The sequence below is a fragment of the Acidobacteriota bacterium genome (assembly GCA_030774055.1).
GTDB lineage: Bacteria > Acidobacteriota > Terriglobia > Terriglobales > Acidobacteriaceae > JACPNR01.
Map to the genome: position 1 here is coordinate 1 of JALYLW010000104.1, position 14,698 is coordinate 14,698.

Annotated in this window: 11 protein-coding genes; 1 reads left to right on the top strand and 10 read right to left on the bottom strand. The window is 65.1% G+C overall.

Going from position 1 to position 14,698, the window contains the following annotated elements:
- Window positions 1-173 precede the first annotated feature (173 nt).
- From M3P27_08625 to M3P27_08635, 3 genes are read right to left on the bottom strand one after another with little or no spacing between them, the layout of a single operon-like run.
- Window positions 174-2,381 carry an SLC26A/SulP transporter family protein gene (locus M3P27_08625; protein MDP9268371.1) on the bottom strand — a complete coding sequence of 736 codons (2,208 nt, stop codon included), beginning with the start codon at window positions 2,379-2,381 and terminating at the stop codon, window positions 174-176.
- A gap of 46 nt (window positions 2,382-2,427) precedes the next feature.
- Window positions 2,428-3,135 carry a hypothetical protein gene (locus M3P27_08630; protein ID MDP9268372.1) on the bottom strand — a complete coding sequence of 236 codons (708 nt, stop codon included), beginning with the start codon at window positions 3,133-3,135 and terminating at the stop codon, window positions 2,428-2,430.
- On the bottom strand, window positions 3,128-4,087 hold the full coding sequence (locus tag M3P27_08635; protein ID MDP9268373.1) for a hypothetical protein: 960 nt from the start codon (window positions 4,085-4,087) through the stop codon (window positions 3,128-3,130). Before M3P27_08635 ends, M3P27_08630 begins: the two co-directional genes overlap by 8 nt.
- A gap of 174 nt (window positions 4,088-4,261) precedes the next feature.
- On the opposite strand from M3P27_08635, the gene M3P27_08640 reads away from it, so the two are divergent.
- The gene (locus M3P27_08640) at window positions 4,262-7,450 is read left to right on the top strand and encodes a glycoside hydrolase (protein ID MDP9268374.1); all 3,189 of its coding nucleotides are present in this window, start codon (window positions 4,262-4,264) and stop codon (window positions 7,448-7,450) included.
- Here the strand turns inward: M3P27_08640 and argJ are convergent.
- The 7 genes from argJ to argB form a co-directional block, all read right to left on the bottom strand.
- Window positions 7,388-8,614, bottom strand: a complete 1,227-nt coding sequence (gene argJ / locus M3P27_08645) for a bifunctional glutamate N-acetyltransferase/amino-acid acetyltransferase ArgJ (GenBank protein ID MDP9268375.1) — start codon at window positions 8,612-8,614, stop codon at window positions 7,388-7,390. The two genes, M3P27_08640 and argJ, sit on opposite strands and share 63 nt — an antisense overlap.
- Window positions 8,611-9,126, bottom strand: coding sequence for an N-acetyltransferase (locus tag M3P27_08650; GenBank protein ID MDP9268376.1), 516 nt, complete (start codon window positions 9,124-9,126; stop codon window positions 8,611-8,613). The genes argJ and M3P27_08650 overlap by 4 nt, the downstream gene beginning before the upstream one ends.
- The gene (gene argH / locus M3P27_08655) at window positions 9,113-10,534 is read right to left on the bottom strand and encodes an argininosuccinate lyase (GenBank protein MDP9268377.1); all 1,422 of its coding nucleotides are present in this window, start codon (window positions 10,532-10,534) and stop codon (window positions 9,113-9,115) included. Before argH ends, M3P27_08650 begins: the two co-directional genes overlap by 14 nt.
- The gene (locus tag M3P27_08660) at window positions 10,531-11,754 is read right to left on the bottom strand and encodes an argininosuccinate synthase (protein MDP9268378.1); all 1,224 of its coding nucleotides are present in this window, start codon (window positions 11,752-11,754) and stop codon (window positions 10,531-10,533) included. Before M3P27_08660 ends, argH begins: the two co-directional genes overlap by 4 nt.
- Window positions 11,741-12,760, bottom strand: a complete 1,020-nt coding sequence (gene argF, locus M3P27_08665; GenBank protein ID MDP9268379.1) for an ornithine carbamoyltransferase — start codon at window positions 12,758-12,760, stop codon at window positions 11,741-11,743. Before argF ends, M3P27_08660 begins: the two co-directional genes overlap by 14 nt.
- The gene (locus M3P27_08670) at window positions 12,757-14,025 is read right to left on the bottom strand and encodes an aspartate aminotransferase family protein (GenBank protein MDP9268380.1); all 1,269 of its coding nucleotides are present in this window, start codon (window positions 14,023-14,025) and stop codon (window positions 12,757-12,759) included. The genes argF and M3P27_08670 overlap by 4 nt, the downstream gene beginning before the upstream one ends.
- The coding region (gene argB, locus M3P27_08675; GenBank protein ID MDP9268381.1) for an acetylglutamate kinase at window positions 14,022-14,698 on the bottom strand (677 nt) is incomplete at its 5' end. The genes M3P27_08670 and argB, both read right to left, overlap by 4 nt.

Below are 14,698 nucleotides of genomic sequence, written 5' to 3' on the forward strand. Positions count from 1 at the left end.
AAGTATACCAGAGGCGTCAACTGTTTGGTTATCGCGCTGAAAAAAGGCGACTTACAGCGACAGAAAAGTTTATGCGGATGATTTTGAGTCCGCTGCGTCTGCCAGTTCCGCCATCCCGGCGCGAATACTCCTAAATTAACACAGCATCTGCGCGGGCACTCGACTGCGCGGGCTCACGAATCCTGCAGCGCGCTGATCTCGCGGTCGGTATGGCGCATGCGGGTGGCGAGGGCGCGCGCCAGGCTTTCCAGCAGGTTCATGGCAAGTATTCTGTGCTGCTGCGCGAGCTCATCGAAGCGCGCGCGGGAGAGCGCGAACACGTCGGTGTCGCCCACAGCGACGGCGTCGGCCGAGCGTGGGTTGCTATCGAGGAATGCCATCTCGCCGAAGAAATCCCCGCTGCTGAACGTGGCCAGGTGATACGGAGTGCGGCCGCTCAGCGGCAGCATGATGCGCACCGTCCCACGGCGGATGAGGAAGAGCGAGTCGCCGGTATCGCCGCGCGCGAAGATGGCCTGCCCGGCCTTGTAGGACTTCATCGCCATACAATCGGCGAGCGCAGCGATGGTCTCGTCCGTTCGCGCTTTGAAAAGCTCGATCTCGCGAAGCTCGAGCGGCTGCTCGTCGGCGCGTTCGAGCAATGCGCCGCCGAGGATGTGGTCTTCCACCCACTCGAGCGCCTCGTCACGGTGGCCAAAGGTACGCACGCGGCGCTCCCCGCGAACGAGCCCGACCTGGTCAAAGTAGTTTTCCAGATGTTGTCCGGTGGGGACGTTGAGCGGCAGATGGCTGAAGATGAGGAAGCCACCACGCTCGCGCAGGAGGTGCTCGATGTTCTCGAGCATGTGCGCAGCGGTGACGTCGACAGACTGCACGCGGCGCATGTCGAGGATGAAATACGCACGCTCCGTGTTCTTCAGCTCCGGCTCGAGCGCGCTGTAGAGCTGGTCGGTGGTGCCGAAAAAGAGGCTGCCCTGCAACTCGTAGATCACGGTGCGACCGCCGCGCTGCTCGAGCATCGCCATCTCGCCGGGCAGGCGCACTTGCTTCGAGAACATCTCGTTGCCATAAAGTTTGCGGCGCACGACCGCGCCGCCGATCTGCTCGCGCAGGAAAAGCATGATGGCCAGGCCCAGCCCCACGGCCGAAGCGGGGATCAATCCCACCGTCTCGGCAACGATGACTACGGCCACGATCACGGCGAAGTCGAGGATGGTGGAACGCGAACGCAGTAGCAGCAGGCTCTTGCGGTCGAACATGCGCACGCCCACCACGATGAGGATGCCGGCCAGCGCGGCGATCGGCACCCAGGCGATCGCCGGTCCAAGCAGCACCAAGGTGACGATGGCGAGCACACCTTCGATCAGTCCGGAGCGGCGGGTCTGCGCGCCACTCGAGATGTTGACCAGCGTTGCCCCCATGGTCCCGGCGCCGGGGATGCCGCCGACGGCGGTGGAGGCGAGGTTGCCGAGGCCTTGTCCGATGAGCTCGCGGTTGGAATCGTGGCGGCTGCGCGTGATGGTGTCGAGCACCAAGCAGGTCTTGAGCGTGTCGATGGAAAGCAGCACTGCCAGCGTGAGTGCGGGGACCACGAGGATGACGAACTGCTCCGCGCTCATGCCGCCGACGGCACGCCAGCGCAGCGCGATGGAATCGAAGAAGCCGGCCGTCGAGGTGCCCAGTGGTCCCACCACGAACCGATTGCCGGCAAGCGTGAGCATTGCGCGGCCGGTGAGCGCGAGCGCAAAGTACGTCGCCACGCCGGCAGCCAGCGCGAGGATGGCCGCAGGGACCGCCTTGGTGAGCTTGGGCGCGAGCACCATCACGATGATGGTGACGGCGCCGACGAGCACGCTTTGCCACCGCCAGAGTCCTAAGCCGGCGAGCGCATGCCAGAACGAAGTACCGCCGGGCACGCCGAGGAACTTTGGCACCTGGCTCACGATGATGATGAGGCCCACGCCGCTGAGGTATCCGCTGACCACGGGATACGGCATGTACTTGATGAGCGTGCCGAAGTGGATGAGTCCGAAGATTATCTGGAAGATGCCGCACAGCAGCGCTACGCCGGCGAGCATGAGGATGATCTGCTGCGGCTGTATCCCTTTGGCGACCAGTTCGATGGTGAGCGCGGAGAGCACGGCGGCAGCGGGCGCGCAGGGTGCGGTGATCAGGCGCTTGGTCCCGCCAAAAGTCGAAGCGACCACGCCCAGCGCGGCGGTGCCGACGATGCCGGCGAGGGCTCCCTGCGCGGCGTAACTGCCGCCGAGCGGCGAATAGATGGTCACGCCGAAGGCGATGGCCGAGGGTAAGGCGACGAGCATGGCGGCAAAGCCGCCCCAGAAATCGCCTGCAAGTGGATTGGGAGCTTCGCGGGTCAAGTCGAGCGGAATGATATCCGGTTTCTGGGCGCGCGTCTTGGGCGCATCAGTCGAGCCGCTTCTCCATGGCGCTGACCACGGTCTGCAGCACCTTCACGCGCGCGAACCATTTGTCGTTGGCCTCCACCACTGTCCACGGCGCATAGGGCGTGGAGGTGTGCAGCAGCATGTCTTCCACCGCCTGGGTGTATTCATTCCACTTGGCGCGGTTGCGCCAGTCTTCTTCGGTAAGTTTGTAAGAACGGTAAGGATCGATCTCGCGGCTCTTGAAGCGGCGCAGCTGCTCTTGCTTGGTGATCTGCAGCCAGAATTTGCAGATCACGGTGCCGAAGGAATTCTGCTGGCCTTCGAATTCGTTGATCTCGCGATAGGCACGGCGCCATTCGCTCTCGTGGCAGAAGCGCTCCACGCGCTCTACCAGGACGCGTCCGTAATAACTGCGATCGAAGATGGCGAAGTGTCCGGTGCGCGGCAGGTTGCGCCAGAAACGCCAGAGGTAATGGTGCGTCTTCTCATCGCCCTTGGGCGCGGCGTAGGCGTTCACGGTGAATCCGCGCGGGTCGAGCATCTCGGTGACGCGTTTGATGGCGCCGCCCTTCCCGGCCGCGTCCCAGCCTTCGAAGACGCACAATACCGGCACCTTCCGGCGGAAGGCGTCGAAGTCGAGTTCGCGCAACCGCACCTGCAGCTTGCCCATCTGGTCGCCATACTGCTTCGCGGTCAGCTTGCGGTTCATGTTGATGCGCTCAAGCATGGGCTGCCTCCGCTTTGCCGCCGACCGAAGCCGCTGCCTTCCGGCCGGCCTTGGTGGCGTTTTTGCCGGCAGCCTTAACCGCCCGCTTCGCGCCAGTCTTGCCGGCGACCGTCTTCGCGGACACCGTCTTCTTCTCTTCGCTGTGGGCCAGCTCGGTATCCCGCTTGGACTCGGCGGCGCGTGCGGCCTTGGTGGCATCGTGCGCGGCGACGGTGCGGGAGACGAGCGCGGGTAGCGCCTTGCGCTTGGCCAACTCGTGCTGCAAGCGCTTGACCAGGGTCTCGAAGAAGCGGACGCGTGCGAAGCGCAGGTCGTTGGCGGGGATCAGCGTCCAGGGCGCGTTCGAGGTGTCTGTGTTCGCCAGCATCTCTTCGATCGCCTTGACCCAGCGACCGTATTCACGATGGTGCCGCTTGTATTCCTTGGTGATCTTCCAGCGCAGCAGCGGATCTTTCGCCGCTTTCTTGAAGCGCTTCTTCTGTTCCTTTTTCGAGATGTGGAGAAAGAACTTAAGCAACACCTGGCCATCGTCGGTGAGCCAGCGTTCGAACTCGTTGATCTGCTGGTACGCCGCACGCCACACGCGCTTCCTGGTGAAGCAGTCGCAGCGCTCGACCAGGACGCAGCCGTACCAGGAGTGATCGAAGACGGCCATCTCGCCGTCGTTGGGCAGGTCGAGCTGGTAGCGCCACAGAAAGTGATGGCGCGCCTCGAGTTCGGTGGGCGCAGAACCGGAGAAAACACGATAGAGACGCGGATCGAGACGCTCGGTGAGCTTCTTGATGGTCTGTCCCTTGCCTGCCGTGTCCCAACCCTCGAGGCAGATGATGATGGGGACCTCGGCTGCCTGCGCGGCGTACTGCAAGCGGCGAAGCTCTTCTTGCAATCCCCCTATGCGCTTGGAGTACGCAGCTTTGGGCAGCTCGCTCTTCAGATCGACGGTCTCGAGCATGACACCTCGAAAGCTGAACCGATGTCCGATAGTCGGATGTCCGATATCGGATGGCGTAACGGGCGAACCATCATACGCCGTGTGGCGCGGGTGCAACCCTGCCGGTGCAGCGGACGGCGAGCGGAAACTGGTATCCTCGTTCGTTTCCATCGTTTCCGAAGGAGTCATCGAGCCATGCGAAAGAGCCTGTGGTCTGCCCTTCTGCTTATCATCCTTACTTCGCTGTCGGCGGCGCAGGATCTCCGTCCCGACCTCGGCTGGCTGCGCTGGCGCAATGTAGGACCATTCCGCGGCGGGCGTACGCGCGCCGTCTGCGGCGTGCCGCAACAACCGAACGTGTTCTACCTCGCGCAGGTGAACGGCGGCGTCTTTAAGACGGCCGACTTCGGGCACACCTGGACGCCGATCTTCGACGCGCAACCAACCGCTTCGGTGGGCTCGATCGCGGTCGCGCCCTCGGATCCCAACATCATCTATGTAGGCTCGGGTGAAGGACTGCACCGGCCGGACCTCTCCGTCGGCGACGGCGTTTATAGATCCACCGACGCGGGCAAGACGTGGAGTCACCTCGGTCTGCGCGACGGGCAGCAGATCCCGCAGATCGCCGTCGATCCGCATGATCCGCAGCGCTTGTATGTGGCGGTGGCGGGACATCCGTACGGCCCGAATGAAGAGCGCGGCATCTTTCGCTCCACCAATGGCGGCCAGACGTTCGAGCGCGTGCTCTACAAAGACGAGAACACCGGTGGCGCCGACGTGGTCATCGATCCATCGAATCCCCTGATCGTCTACGCGGCGCTGTGGGAGGCGCGCGAAGGTCCGTGGGAGAACGCCGCGTGGAACGGTACCGGCGGCGGCATCTTTCGTTCCAGCGACGGCGGCAGCACATGGACGCAGCTGGCCGGCGGCCTGCCCGAAGGCGTGGTGCAGGCGAACCTGGCCATCGCGCCGAGCCAGCCGGCGCGGCTGATCGCGACGGTGGCGACGAAGAGCGGGGTAAAGCTCTATCGCACGGATGACGGCGGCGCGACCTGGACGGTGATCACCGACGACGCGCGTCCCGCAGGCCGCATCGGCGGCGGCGATCTTTCCGTACCACGCATCGATCCCAAGAATCCTGACGTGGTCTATGTGGCCAGCACGGTGAGTTGGAAATCCACCGACGGCGGCAAGACGTGGAACGCGCTGCGCGGCGCGCCCGGAGGCGACGACTACCAGAACGTCTGGATCAATCCCACCGACCCGAACATCATCCTGCTCGGCTCCGACCAGGGCGCGGTCATCACCGTGAACGGCGGCGCGAGTTGGAGCGAGTGGTACAACCAGCCCACGGCGCAGGTCTACCACGTGAGCGCGGACAACGCGTTTCCCTATCGGCTGTGCAGCGGGCAGCAGGAGAGCGGTTCGGTGTGCATCTCGAGCCGCGGCAACGATGGCGAGATCACGATGCGCGAGTGGCATCCGGTGGCGGCCGAAGAATATGGATACGTGGCTGCCGACCCGCTCGATCCCGACATCGTCTACGGCGGCAAGCTCTCGCGCTACGACCGGCGCACGGCGCAAGCGCAGAACATCCTGCCCAAATTCTTCCGCGCGACCGACTTTCGCATGCTGCGCACCGAGCCGGTCGTCTTTTCGCCCGTCGATCCGCGCGCGCTTTACTTTGCGACCAATGTCTTGTGGAAGACGACGACCGCAGGCAAGACCTGGCAGCAGATATCGCCCGACCTCACGCGCAAGACCTACGACCTTCCGGTAAGTATCGGTAAGTACAGGAATGAAGACACCGCGAAGGCCGTGCAGCGCGGCGTGATCTACGCCGTGGCGCCGTCACCACTCGATGTCAACCGTATCTGGACGGGAACCGACGATGGGCTCGTCCACCTGACCAGCGACGGCGGAAAGACGTGGAAAGACGTCACGCCGCAGCCGCTTACGCCGTGGCAGAAGGTTTCCATCATCGACGCCGGACACTTCGACGCGCAGACCGCCTATGCCGCCATCAACACGCTGCGTCTCGACGATCTGCGGCCGCACATCTACCGCACACACGATGGCGGCACCAACTGGCAGGAGATCGTCACCGGGATCGGGCAGAGCGAGAATGTGAATGCCGTCCGCGAAGATCCCAAGCGCAAAGGGCTGCTCTTCGCGGCGACCGAGCGCGGAGTCTACGTCTCATTCGACGATGGCGACCACTGGCAATCGCTGCGCAACAACCTGCCCGCAAGCTCGGCGCGCGACGTCATCGTGAAGGGTGACGATCTTGCCGTGGGCACGCACGGGCGCGGCTTCTGGATCATCGACAACATCACTGCGCTGCGCCAGATCACTGCCCAGACCCTCACTGAGCCGGCGTTCCTGTTCCAGCCGCAGCTGGCGCGCCGGGTACGCTGGGACATGAACACGGACACACCTTTGCCGCCGGATACGCCTGCGGGCGAGAATCCGCCGGATGGCGCCATCATCGACTATTCCTTGAGGTCGAACGCGAGCGGCCCCGTGACGCTCGAGATCAAAGACGCGGCCGGCAAGACGGTGCGTAAATATTCCAGCGCCGACCCGGTGCCGCCGCCCGATCCGAAGCTCGCCATCCCACCGTATTGGTTGCGTCCGCCGCAGGTGCTCGCGACGGAAGCGGGCACACATCGTTTCCTGTGGGACATGCACCACACCCCGCTGCCGGGCAAGCCGGAGTATCCCATCGCCGCCGTGCCGCACAACACCGCACCCGACGCGACCTCGCCGTGGGCCATGCCCGGGCAGTACACCGTGGTGCTGACCGCCGGCGGAAAAAGCTACGCGCGGCCGCTGACGGTCGAGATGGACCCGCGCGTGAGGACTTCGGCGGCGGACCTGGCGCTGCAATTCCGCATGAGCTACCAGGTCTACCAGGACTTGCAGGCGCTCGCGGCGCCACTCGAAGCGATGGATGCGCTGCGCACCGAGCTTGAGGAGCGCAAGCAGCAAGCCGGTGCCAACGCCGACGTCGCGAAAGCGATCGACGACTTCACCCACCAGCTCGACGCGATCCAGGGCGTGGCGGTGCGTCGCTCAGTGCCGACGACCGAGCCGCTCACGCTCTCGCTCGTCAGCGGACGCCTTGGCCAGCTCTTCGGCGTGCTGCAAGAGGTGGACGCGGCGCCGACGGCGCAGGCTGTGGCGAACGTGAACGAGTTGCACGCAGCCATCCCCGGGCTGACCGCGAAGTGGAAGACGTTGCAATCCGCCGACCTCGCAGCCTTGAACGCGAAGCTGCGCGCGGCGGGACTGGCGGAGATCAAGGTGGAAGAGAAGCCGCTAAGTCGAGTAATCGGCGTTGATATGAACGTACGCGCTGGTGAGGTCGCAGGTGAGGAATAGCGCGCTCGCTTTGCCGCGACCGAGGCGGACCGTGACGTCGTAACTCGGTTGCGAGAGGTATTGATGGGCCGCCTGCGCGTCGAAGCGGGCGGCCCTTCCCTCTTCACACACGCGAATGGTTCCAAAGCGGATCTCGATGCGCGCGGGATCGAGCGCTACACCGCTGCGGCCGGCGGCGGCGAGGATGCGTCCCCAGTTGGGATCGGCGCCGGCCCACGCGGTCTTCACCAGAGATGATGTGGCGATGGTCTGCGCGACCTGGAGTGCTTCTGTTTTCGAGCGCGCCTGTTCGATGTGTAGCCGGACCACGTGCTGCACGCCTTCGCCGTCGGCGATGATCTGCTCGGCCAACGACTGGCAGACTTGGAGCAGTGCTTGCGCAAACGCGCGGCGCGTCGCAGCAGTGGCAAGCCGCACACCCGAAGCCCCGCTGGCGAGCAGGAGCACGGTGTCGTTGGTCGAGGTGTCGCCATCCACCGAGATGCAGTTGAAGCTGATGTCCGCTGCCGTGCGCAACTCGCGGCGCAGACTGGCCGCGGGAGCGACGGCGTCAGTAAAGATGTAAGCCAGCATCGTCGCCATGTTGGGGTGGATCATGCCGGCGCCCTTGGCCACGCCGGCGATGGTGACGGTCTTGCCTGTCTTCCCTTCTATGCGGAACTGCGCGGACGCGATCTTTGGCCGCGTATCCGTTGTCATGATGGCGTGCGCGAACGCGCACAGCGCGGCTACGCCGGCGGCAGCGCCGGCGACAACCTCGGGAATAGTCGCGATGATCTTCTCGCCCGGCAGCGGGACGCCGATGATCCCGGTGGACGATGGAAAGACTTCATGGGGCGCGACCCGGAGCGCCTTCGCCAGCGCACGACAGGTTTCGTTGCATGTCCGAATCCCCGCCGGACCGGTGGCACAGTTGGCGTTGCCGGAGTTGACCAGCACGGCGCGCACACGACCGCGCGACTTTGCCAGGTGTTTGCGTCCCACGATCAGCGGCGCGGCGACCACATGGTTGCGCGTGAAGATGGCGGCGGCGGTCGCGCCGTCGGCGGCGATGGCGAGTGCGAGGTCGGGATTGCGGCTGGCTTTCAGTCCGGCCTTAGCCGATGCGAACCGAAAGCCGCCAGGAACGTGCAGTTCGCCGTTTCCAACGGTACTCACGCTCATGCCGTGGGACGGATCGTGGGCAACAGGATGGGCAGCTCGCCAAGGACCGCTCGCGTGGGCAGCTCGCCGCGCACCATCGCGATCTCGTCGCAGGCGTGCAGCCGCGGGCAGTTCAGGCAATCCTTGTAGATCTTGTCAGGAAGCTCCTCGCGCGCGGCGACGCGGAATCCGAAGCGCGCGAAGAATTCCGGAATTCGGGTGAACAGGCAGACACAGTCCACGCGATGATGACGCGCCTCGCGCAGCAGGGCGTGGACCAGCATCGCGCCTGCGCCTTTTCCAGTGACGTTGGGCGCGACGGCGATGGAGCGGATCTCGGTGAGGTGCGCGCCGTAGAGGTGAAGCGCGCCGCAACCGACGATGCGTCCGCGATCGACGACCACGGTGAAGTCGCGCACGTTCTCGCAGACCTCGTTAAGGGTGCGCGGCAACAACGTGCCATCGTGCGAGTATTGCGCGATGAGCGCGTGGATGCTTTCCGCGTCGGGGAGAACAGCTCTACGCGTACGCATGCGCTTCCCTCCTGGCGCCGGAGATCTGGCGGCGCACGGCGGCGAGCTGCTCAGCGACGCGCTGCGGATGCGTCCCGCCGACAACGTCATGGGCGGCGATCACGGCGTCGAGTCGCAGCGCGGGGGCGAAGTCCGCACCGAATTCCGTGCCGAACTCGCGCAGCTCCGCGGCGGAGAGTTCTTCGAGCGAGCAGCCCTTTTCGAGACAGCGGCGCACCATCTGCCCTACACGCTCGTGAGCCACGCGGAAAGGCACGCCCTTCCCGACCAGATACATCGCGGCGGCGAGCGCGTTCATGCCGTCGGCGGATGCGGCGGCGCGCATGCGGTCGAGATCGAATCCCACCGCGCGCACGAAGCCGGCAGCGGTCTTGAGCGCGAGCACTGCGTTATCAGCGGCGTCGAACACGGGCTGCTGTGTCTCTTGCAGATCCTTGTTGTAGGCGAGCGGCAAGCCCTTCATGGTCACGAGCAGTGCGGTGGCGTTGCCGATCACGCGCGCCGCTTTGGCGCGGATGAGCTCGAGCGCATCGGGATTCTGCTTCTGCGGCATCGCACTCGATCCGGTGGAGAACGCTTCCGGCAGGCGGATGAAGCCGTAGGCCGGCGTGGCGAAGAGTATGGACTCCTCCGCCCAGCGGCTGAGATGGACGAAGAGCAGGGCGAGGTGCTGGACGAACTCGATGGCGAAATCGCGGTCGCTGGTCGCGTCCATGGAGTTGGCGGTGGGCGCGGCGAAGTCCAGTGCGGCGGCGATCTGCTTGCGGTCGAGCGCGAGCGGCGCCCCGGCGATCGCGCCGGAGCCGAGCGGACAAGCGTTGGTGCGCTTGCGGCAGTCGGCCAGGCGCTCGTGGTCGCGCAGCAACATCTGCGCGTACGCGAGCAGCCAATGCGCCACCAGCACCGGCTCGGCCGGCTGCAGGTGGGTGTAGGCCGGCATGGCGGCGTCGCCGGCTTTTTCCGCCTGCTCCGCAAACGCGGAGCACAGATCGAGCAGCAGGTCGCCGATGGTGTCGCTGCTCTTGCGGACGTAGAGACGCAGGTCGGTGGCGATCTGTTCGTTGCGGCTGCGTCCGCTGTGCAGCTTGTATCCGGTATCGCCAATCAGCTCCACGAGGCGGCGCTCCACGAAGTCGTGGATGTCCTCCGCTTCATTGTCATCGAAGAAGGCGGGATCGGCGGCGGCCGCGTCCGCGATCTTCGCCAAGCCATCGCGGATGGCGGCGAGCTCCTCGCGCGTGACAACGCCGGCGGAGAGGAGCGCTTCCGCGTACGCGCTGCTCGCCTCGAGATCTTCCGCCAGCAGACGCCGGTCGAAGTGCAGCGAGCGCTGCCAGCGCTCGAAGTCGGCGTCGCGTGGATGGCGGAACCTGCCCGACCACATCTTCTTATCTTGCGGGCCGCTCATTTCGTCACGGCCTCATGCTTCTTGTTTTTCGACAGCGCGCGCGAACGCGCGGGCAGGCCGAGGATGCGGATGAACCCGGCCGCATCCTTCTGGTCGTAGCTCTCGCCCATGGTGAAGGACGAAAGGTCGGTGCGATAGAGCGAGTTCTCCGACTTGCGGCTAGTGATGGTGATGTTGCCCTTGTAAAGCGAGAGGCCGATCGAGCCGGTGACCTCGTGCTGCGTGGCGGCAACAAAGGCATCGAGCGCTTCGCGCAGCGGCGTGAACCACAGGCCGAAGTACACGAGCTCGGCGTACTTCAAGCCGATGTGCTGCTGGAAGTGGGCGAGGTCGCGATCGAGGCAGAGCGCTTCCAGCTCGCGATGCGCGGCGAGCAGCAGCGTGCCGCCGGGCGTCTCATAGCAGCCGCGCGATTTCATGCCGACGAAGCGATTCTCGACCAGGTCCACGCGGCCGATGGCGTTGCGTCCGCCGATCTCGTTGAGCAGTTCGACCAGCGTGACGGCATCGAGCTTCTGCCCATTGACAGCTCTGGGCACACCCTGCTCGAAGGCGATCTCGACGGCTTCGGATTCTTCCGGCGCAGATTGCGGCGAGCGTGTGAGCTGCCACGTGGTGTCGAGTGGCGCATTCGCCGGATCCTCCAGCTCGCCGCCTTCGTGTGAGATATGCAGCAGGTTGCGGTCGCGGCTGTGGATCTTTTCGCGGCTCTGCGCGACTTCCACACCATGAGCGGCGGCGTAGTCGAGGCAGTCTTCGCGCGATTGTAGTTTCCACTCGCGCCACGGCGCGATGATCTTCAAGTGCGGCGCGAGCGCTTGATATGCGTGTTCGAAGCGGACCTGGTCGTTACCTTTGCCGGTGCATCCGTGCGCCACGGCGGTGGCGCCCTCTCGCAGCGCGACCTCCACTTGATGCTTGGCGATCACCGGACGCGCCAGCGACGTGCCGAGCAGGTACTTATGCTCGTAGACCGCGCCCGCCATGATGGCGGGGAAAACGTATTCGGCGAGAAATTCCTCGCGCATGTCCTCCACCACGACCTTGGAGGCGCCGGTGGCGTACGCCTTCTTGACGACAGCGTCGATGTCGTCCCCTTGTCCCACATCCCCGACCATCGCGATCACGTCGTAGCTGTAGTTCTCTTTCAGCCACGGAATGATGATCGAGGTATCGAGCCCGCCGGAATAAGCGAGCACAACTTTTTCACGCATTTCCATCCCTCCGTGGAGAGAATCGTGTGACGCCGCCGCCGAGCAGGATGAGCAGCACGGCCTTCTGCGCGTGCAGCCGATTCTCGGCCTGGTCGAAGACGACCGAGCGCGAGGAGTCGATCACCGAGTCGGTGACCTCGCTGCCGCGATGTGCGGGCAGGCAGTGCATGAAGACCGCATGTTTGGCGGCGCGCGAAAACAATCTCCGGTTGACTTGATAGGGCGCGAAGATGGCCGCGCGCTGATCGCTCTGGCTCTCTTGTCCCATGCTCGCCCAAACGTCGGTGTAAACGGCGTCGGCCGCATCGAGCGCGGCGTCGGGATCGGTCGTGGTCTGGATCACCGCGCCGGTGGAGGCGGCGAGCTCGCGCGCAGCGTCCACGATCTCTGGCAGCGGCTCGTAGCCGGCGGGAGTGGCCACACTGATCGTGCCGCCGGTACACGCGGCCGCGAGCATGAGCGAGTGGGCCACGTTGTTGCCGTCGCCCACGTAAGCGAGCTTCACCGCTTTCAGGTCGGCAAAGCGCTCCTGCAAGGTGAAGTAATCGGCGAGCGCCTGGCACGGATGTTCGAGATCGCTGAGCGCGTTGACCACGGGGATCTTCGCGTGCTGTGCCAGTTCGGTGATGGTCGCGTGCTCGAAGGTGCGCAGCACCACGCCATCGATCCAACGCTCGAGGTTGTGGGCGATGTCGGAGAGCTTCTCGCGCGCGCCGAGGCGGGAATGCGTCTGGTCGTAGAAGTACGACGTGCCGCCGAGCGAGTGGACGCCGGCTTCGAAGGTCATGCGCGTGCGCAGCGATGGCTTCTCGAAGAACAGCGCGATCTGCTTGCCCGCAAGCGCGCCGCGGAAGTCCACGGGACGCGTCTTGAGCAGCGCGGTAAGGTCGAGCACGGTGCGAACCCCGCTCGGCCCGAGGTCGGCGATGGAGATCAAGTCTTCACACCACACCGGCTGCTCGAATGGGAGCTGAGCGGCACTGGCGGTGGCGCGGATAGGTTGTGGTTTCAACGAGTGGTACTCCTCTTCTGTACGGATTGCGTGTTTCTGTGCGAATGGCCCATTTTCCCTGCTTCATTCAGGATCGAATCCAAGGTGGCGACGACGCGCTTGATGTGCTGCTTGCCCACGATGTACGGCGGCAACATACGCAGCGCGGTCTCGTGGGTGCGGTTGATGATGATGCCGCGCTCGAGCATTTGCTTGACGACGAGCTTGGCGAGGTCGGCGGAATCGAGTTCGAGCCCGGCCATCAGGCCGAGCACGCGGACTTCTTTCACGCTCGCGTGCTTTTTCTTCAGACCTTCGAGCTGCGTCTGGAAGAACACGCCCAGCCTGCGATTGCGCGCAACCAAGCCATCTCTAGCGAGGACGTCGAGCACGGTAAGCGCGACGGCGCAGGCCAGCGGCCCGCCGCCGAAGGTGGTGCCGTGCATTCCGGGATGCAGAGCGCGCGAGACTTCGTTGGTCACCAGCACGGCGCCGAGCGGGAGCCCCGCCGCGAGCGGCTTGGCGACGGTGACGATATCCGGGCGGATGCCGTAGTGCTGGTAAGCGAACATCTCGCCGGTGCGTCCGATGCCGGACTGGATCTCGTCGCAGATGAGCAGCGCGCCATGCTGCTTCGTGAGCGCGCGCGCGGCGCGCAGGAATTCTTTGCTGGCGGGACGGATGCCGCCCTCGCCCTGCACCACTTCGAGGCCGACAGCGCAAACGCTGGCGTCGAGTTTTTTCGTCAGGTCGGCAACGTCGTTGAACCTCACGAACTCGACCCCGGGAAGCAGCGGCTCGAACGGCTTGCGATATTTCTCGTTCCAGGTGCAAGCGACCGAGCCGAAGGTGCGTCCGTGAAATGCGTCTTGCATGGCAAGCACGCGCCAGCGCGGCTTGTGTCCATTCTTCGAGTGAGACTGCGCATAGGCCCGCGCGAACTTGAGCGCGGCTTCCCAGGCTTCCGTGCCGCTGTTGCAGAAGAAGGCGCGGTCGAGTCCGGAGAGCTTCGTCAGGCGCTCGGCGAGCGCGGCCTGGTAGTCGGTATAGAAGAGGTTGGAGACGTGGATCATGCGCGCGGACATCTGCGCGATCGTCCGGCGTACGGCGGCGTGGCTGTAACCGAGCGCGTTCACTCCGATGCCGCTAAGGAAGTCGAGATACTTGCGGCCACGGTCGTCATAGACATAGACGCCCGCGCCGCGCTCGAGTTTGAGCGGATAGCGGTCGTAGAGCGGCACCAGCAGCACGGATTCCTTCTTGCGGACCGCCGCGAGCGAGCTCATGCCGTCACCTGCGTCCCGGTATCGAGCTGGCTCGCGCAGATCTGCGCGAGCGTACCGGCTTCGACGGCGGGCGTGATGACGACCCGCTCCACGCCCTGACGCAGCGCCTGGCCGCACGCTTCGAGTTTCGGCAACATGCCGCCGCCGATCACGGCGGCGTCCACCAGCGCAGGAACCTGCGCGAGCGAGAGCGAAGGCATCACGTCACCGTGGGCGTTCTGCACCCCGGCGACGTCGGTGAGAAAGACAAGTACGTCGGCCGCGCAGGCGGCGGCGCACGCGGCGGCCATCTGGTCGGCATTCACGTTGTAATACTCGCCATCGAGGCCGAGGGCGAGGCTGGCGAGCACCGGGATGCAACCACCATCCCAAAGCGTGTGGAGCCAGCGCGGGTCCGCGTCGCAGATATCGCCGACGAAGCCGAGGTCGTGTCCGTTGGGGGGACGCTTGCGCGCGCGGAACATCATCGCGTCGCCACCGCACAGGCCCATCGCAGGCGCGCCGGCAAGCGCAAGCTCGGCGACGAGTTGTTTGTTGACCGCGCCGGCCAGCACCATGAGGGCAACGTCGCGCGTCTCCGCGTCGGTGACGCGCAGTCCGCCGACGAACTCGCTCTTCTTTCCCAAGCGCGCCAGCGTGCGGGTGAGCGCGGCACCGCCGCCATGGACGACCG

Excerpts from the sequence above, each read along its gene's own strand:
- M3P27_08660 (MDP9268378.1), bottom strand. The coding sequence starts at position 11,754 with ATGGAAATGCGTGAAAAAGTTGTGCTCGCTTATTCCGGCGGGCTCGAT.
- M3P27_08670 (MDP9268380.1), bottom strand. The coding sequence starts at position 14,025 with ATGAGCTCGCTCGCGGCGGTCCGCAAGAAGGAATCCGTGCTGCTGGTG.
- M3P27_08630 (MDP9268372.1), bottom strand. The coding sequence starts at position 3,135 with ATGCTTGAGCGCATCAACATGAACCGCAAGCTGACCGCGAAGCAGTAT.
- M3P27_08640 (MDP9268374.1), top strand. The coding sequence starts at position 4,262 with ATGCGAAAGAGCCTGTGGTCTGCCCTTCTGCTTATCATCCTTACTTCG.
- argH (MDP9268377.1), bottom strand. The coding sequence starts at position 10,534 with ATGAGCGGCCCGCAAGATAAGAAGATGTGGTCGGGCAGGTTCCGCCAT.
- argJ (MDP9268375.1), bottom strand. The coding sequence starts at position 8,614 with ATGAGCGTGAGTACCGTTGGAAACGGCGAACTGCACGTTCCTGGCGGC.
- M3P27_08650 (MDP9268376.1), bottom strand. The coding sequence starts at position 9,126 with ATGCGTACGCGTAGAGCTGTTCTCCCCGACGCGGAAAGCATCCACGCG.
- M3P27_08635 (MDP9268373.1), bottom strand. The coding sequence starts at position 4,087 with ATGCTCGAGACCGTCGATCTGAAGAGCGAGCTGCCCAAAGCTGCGTAC.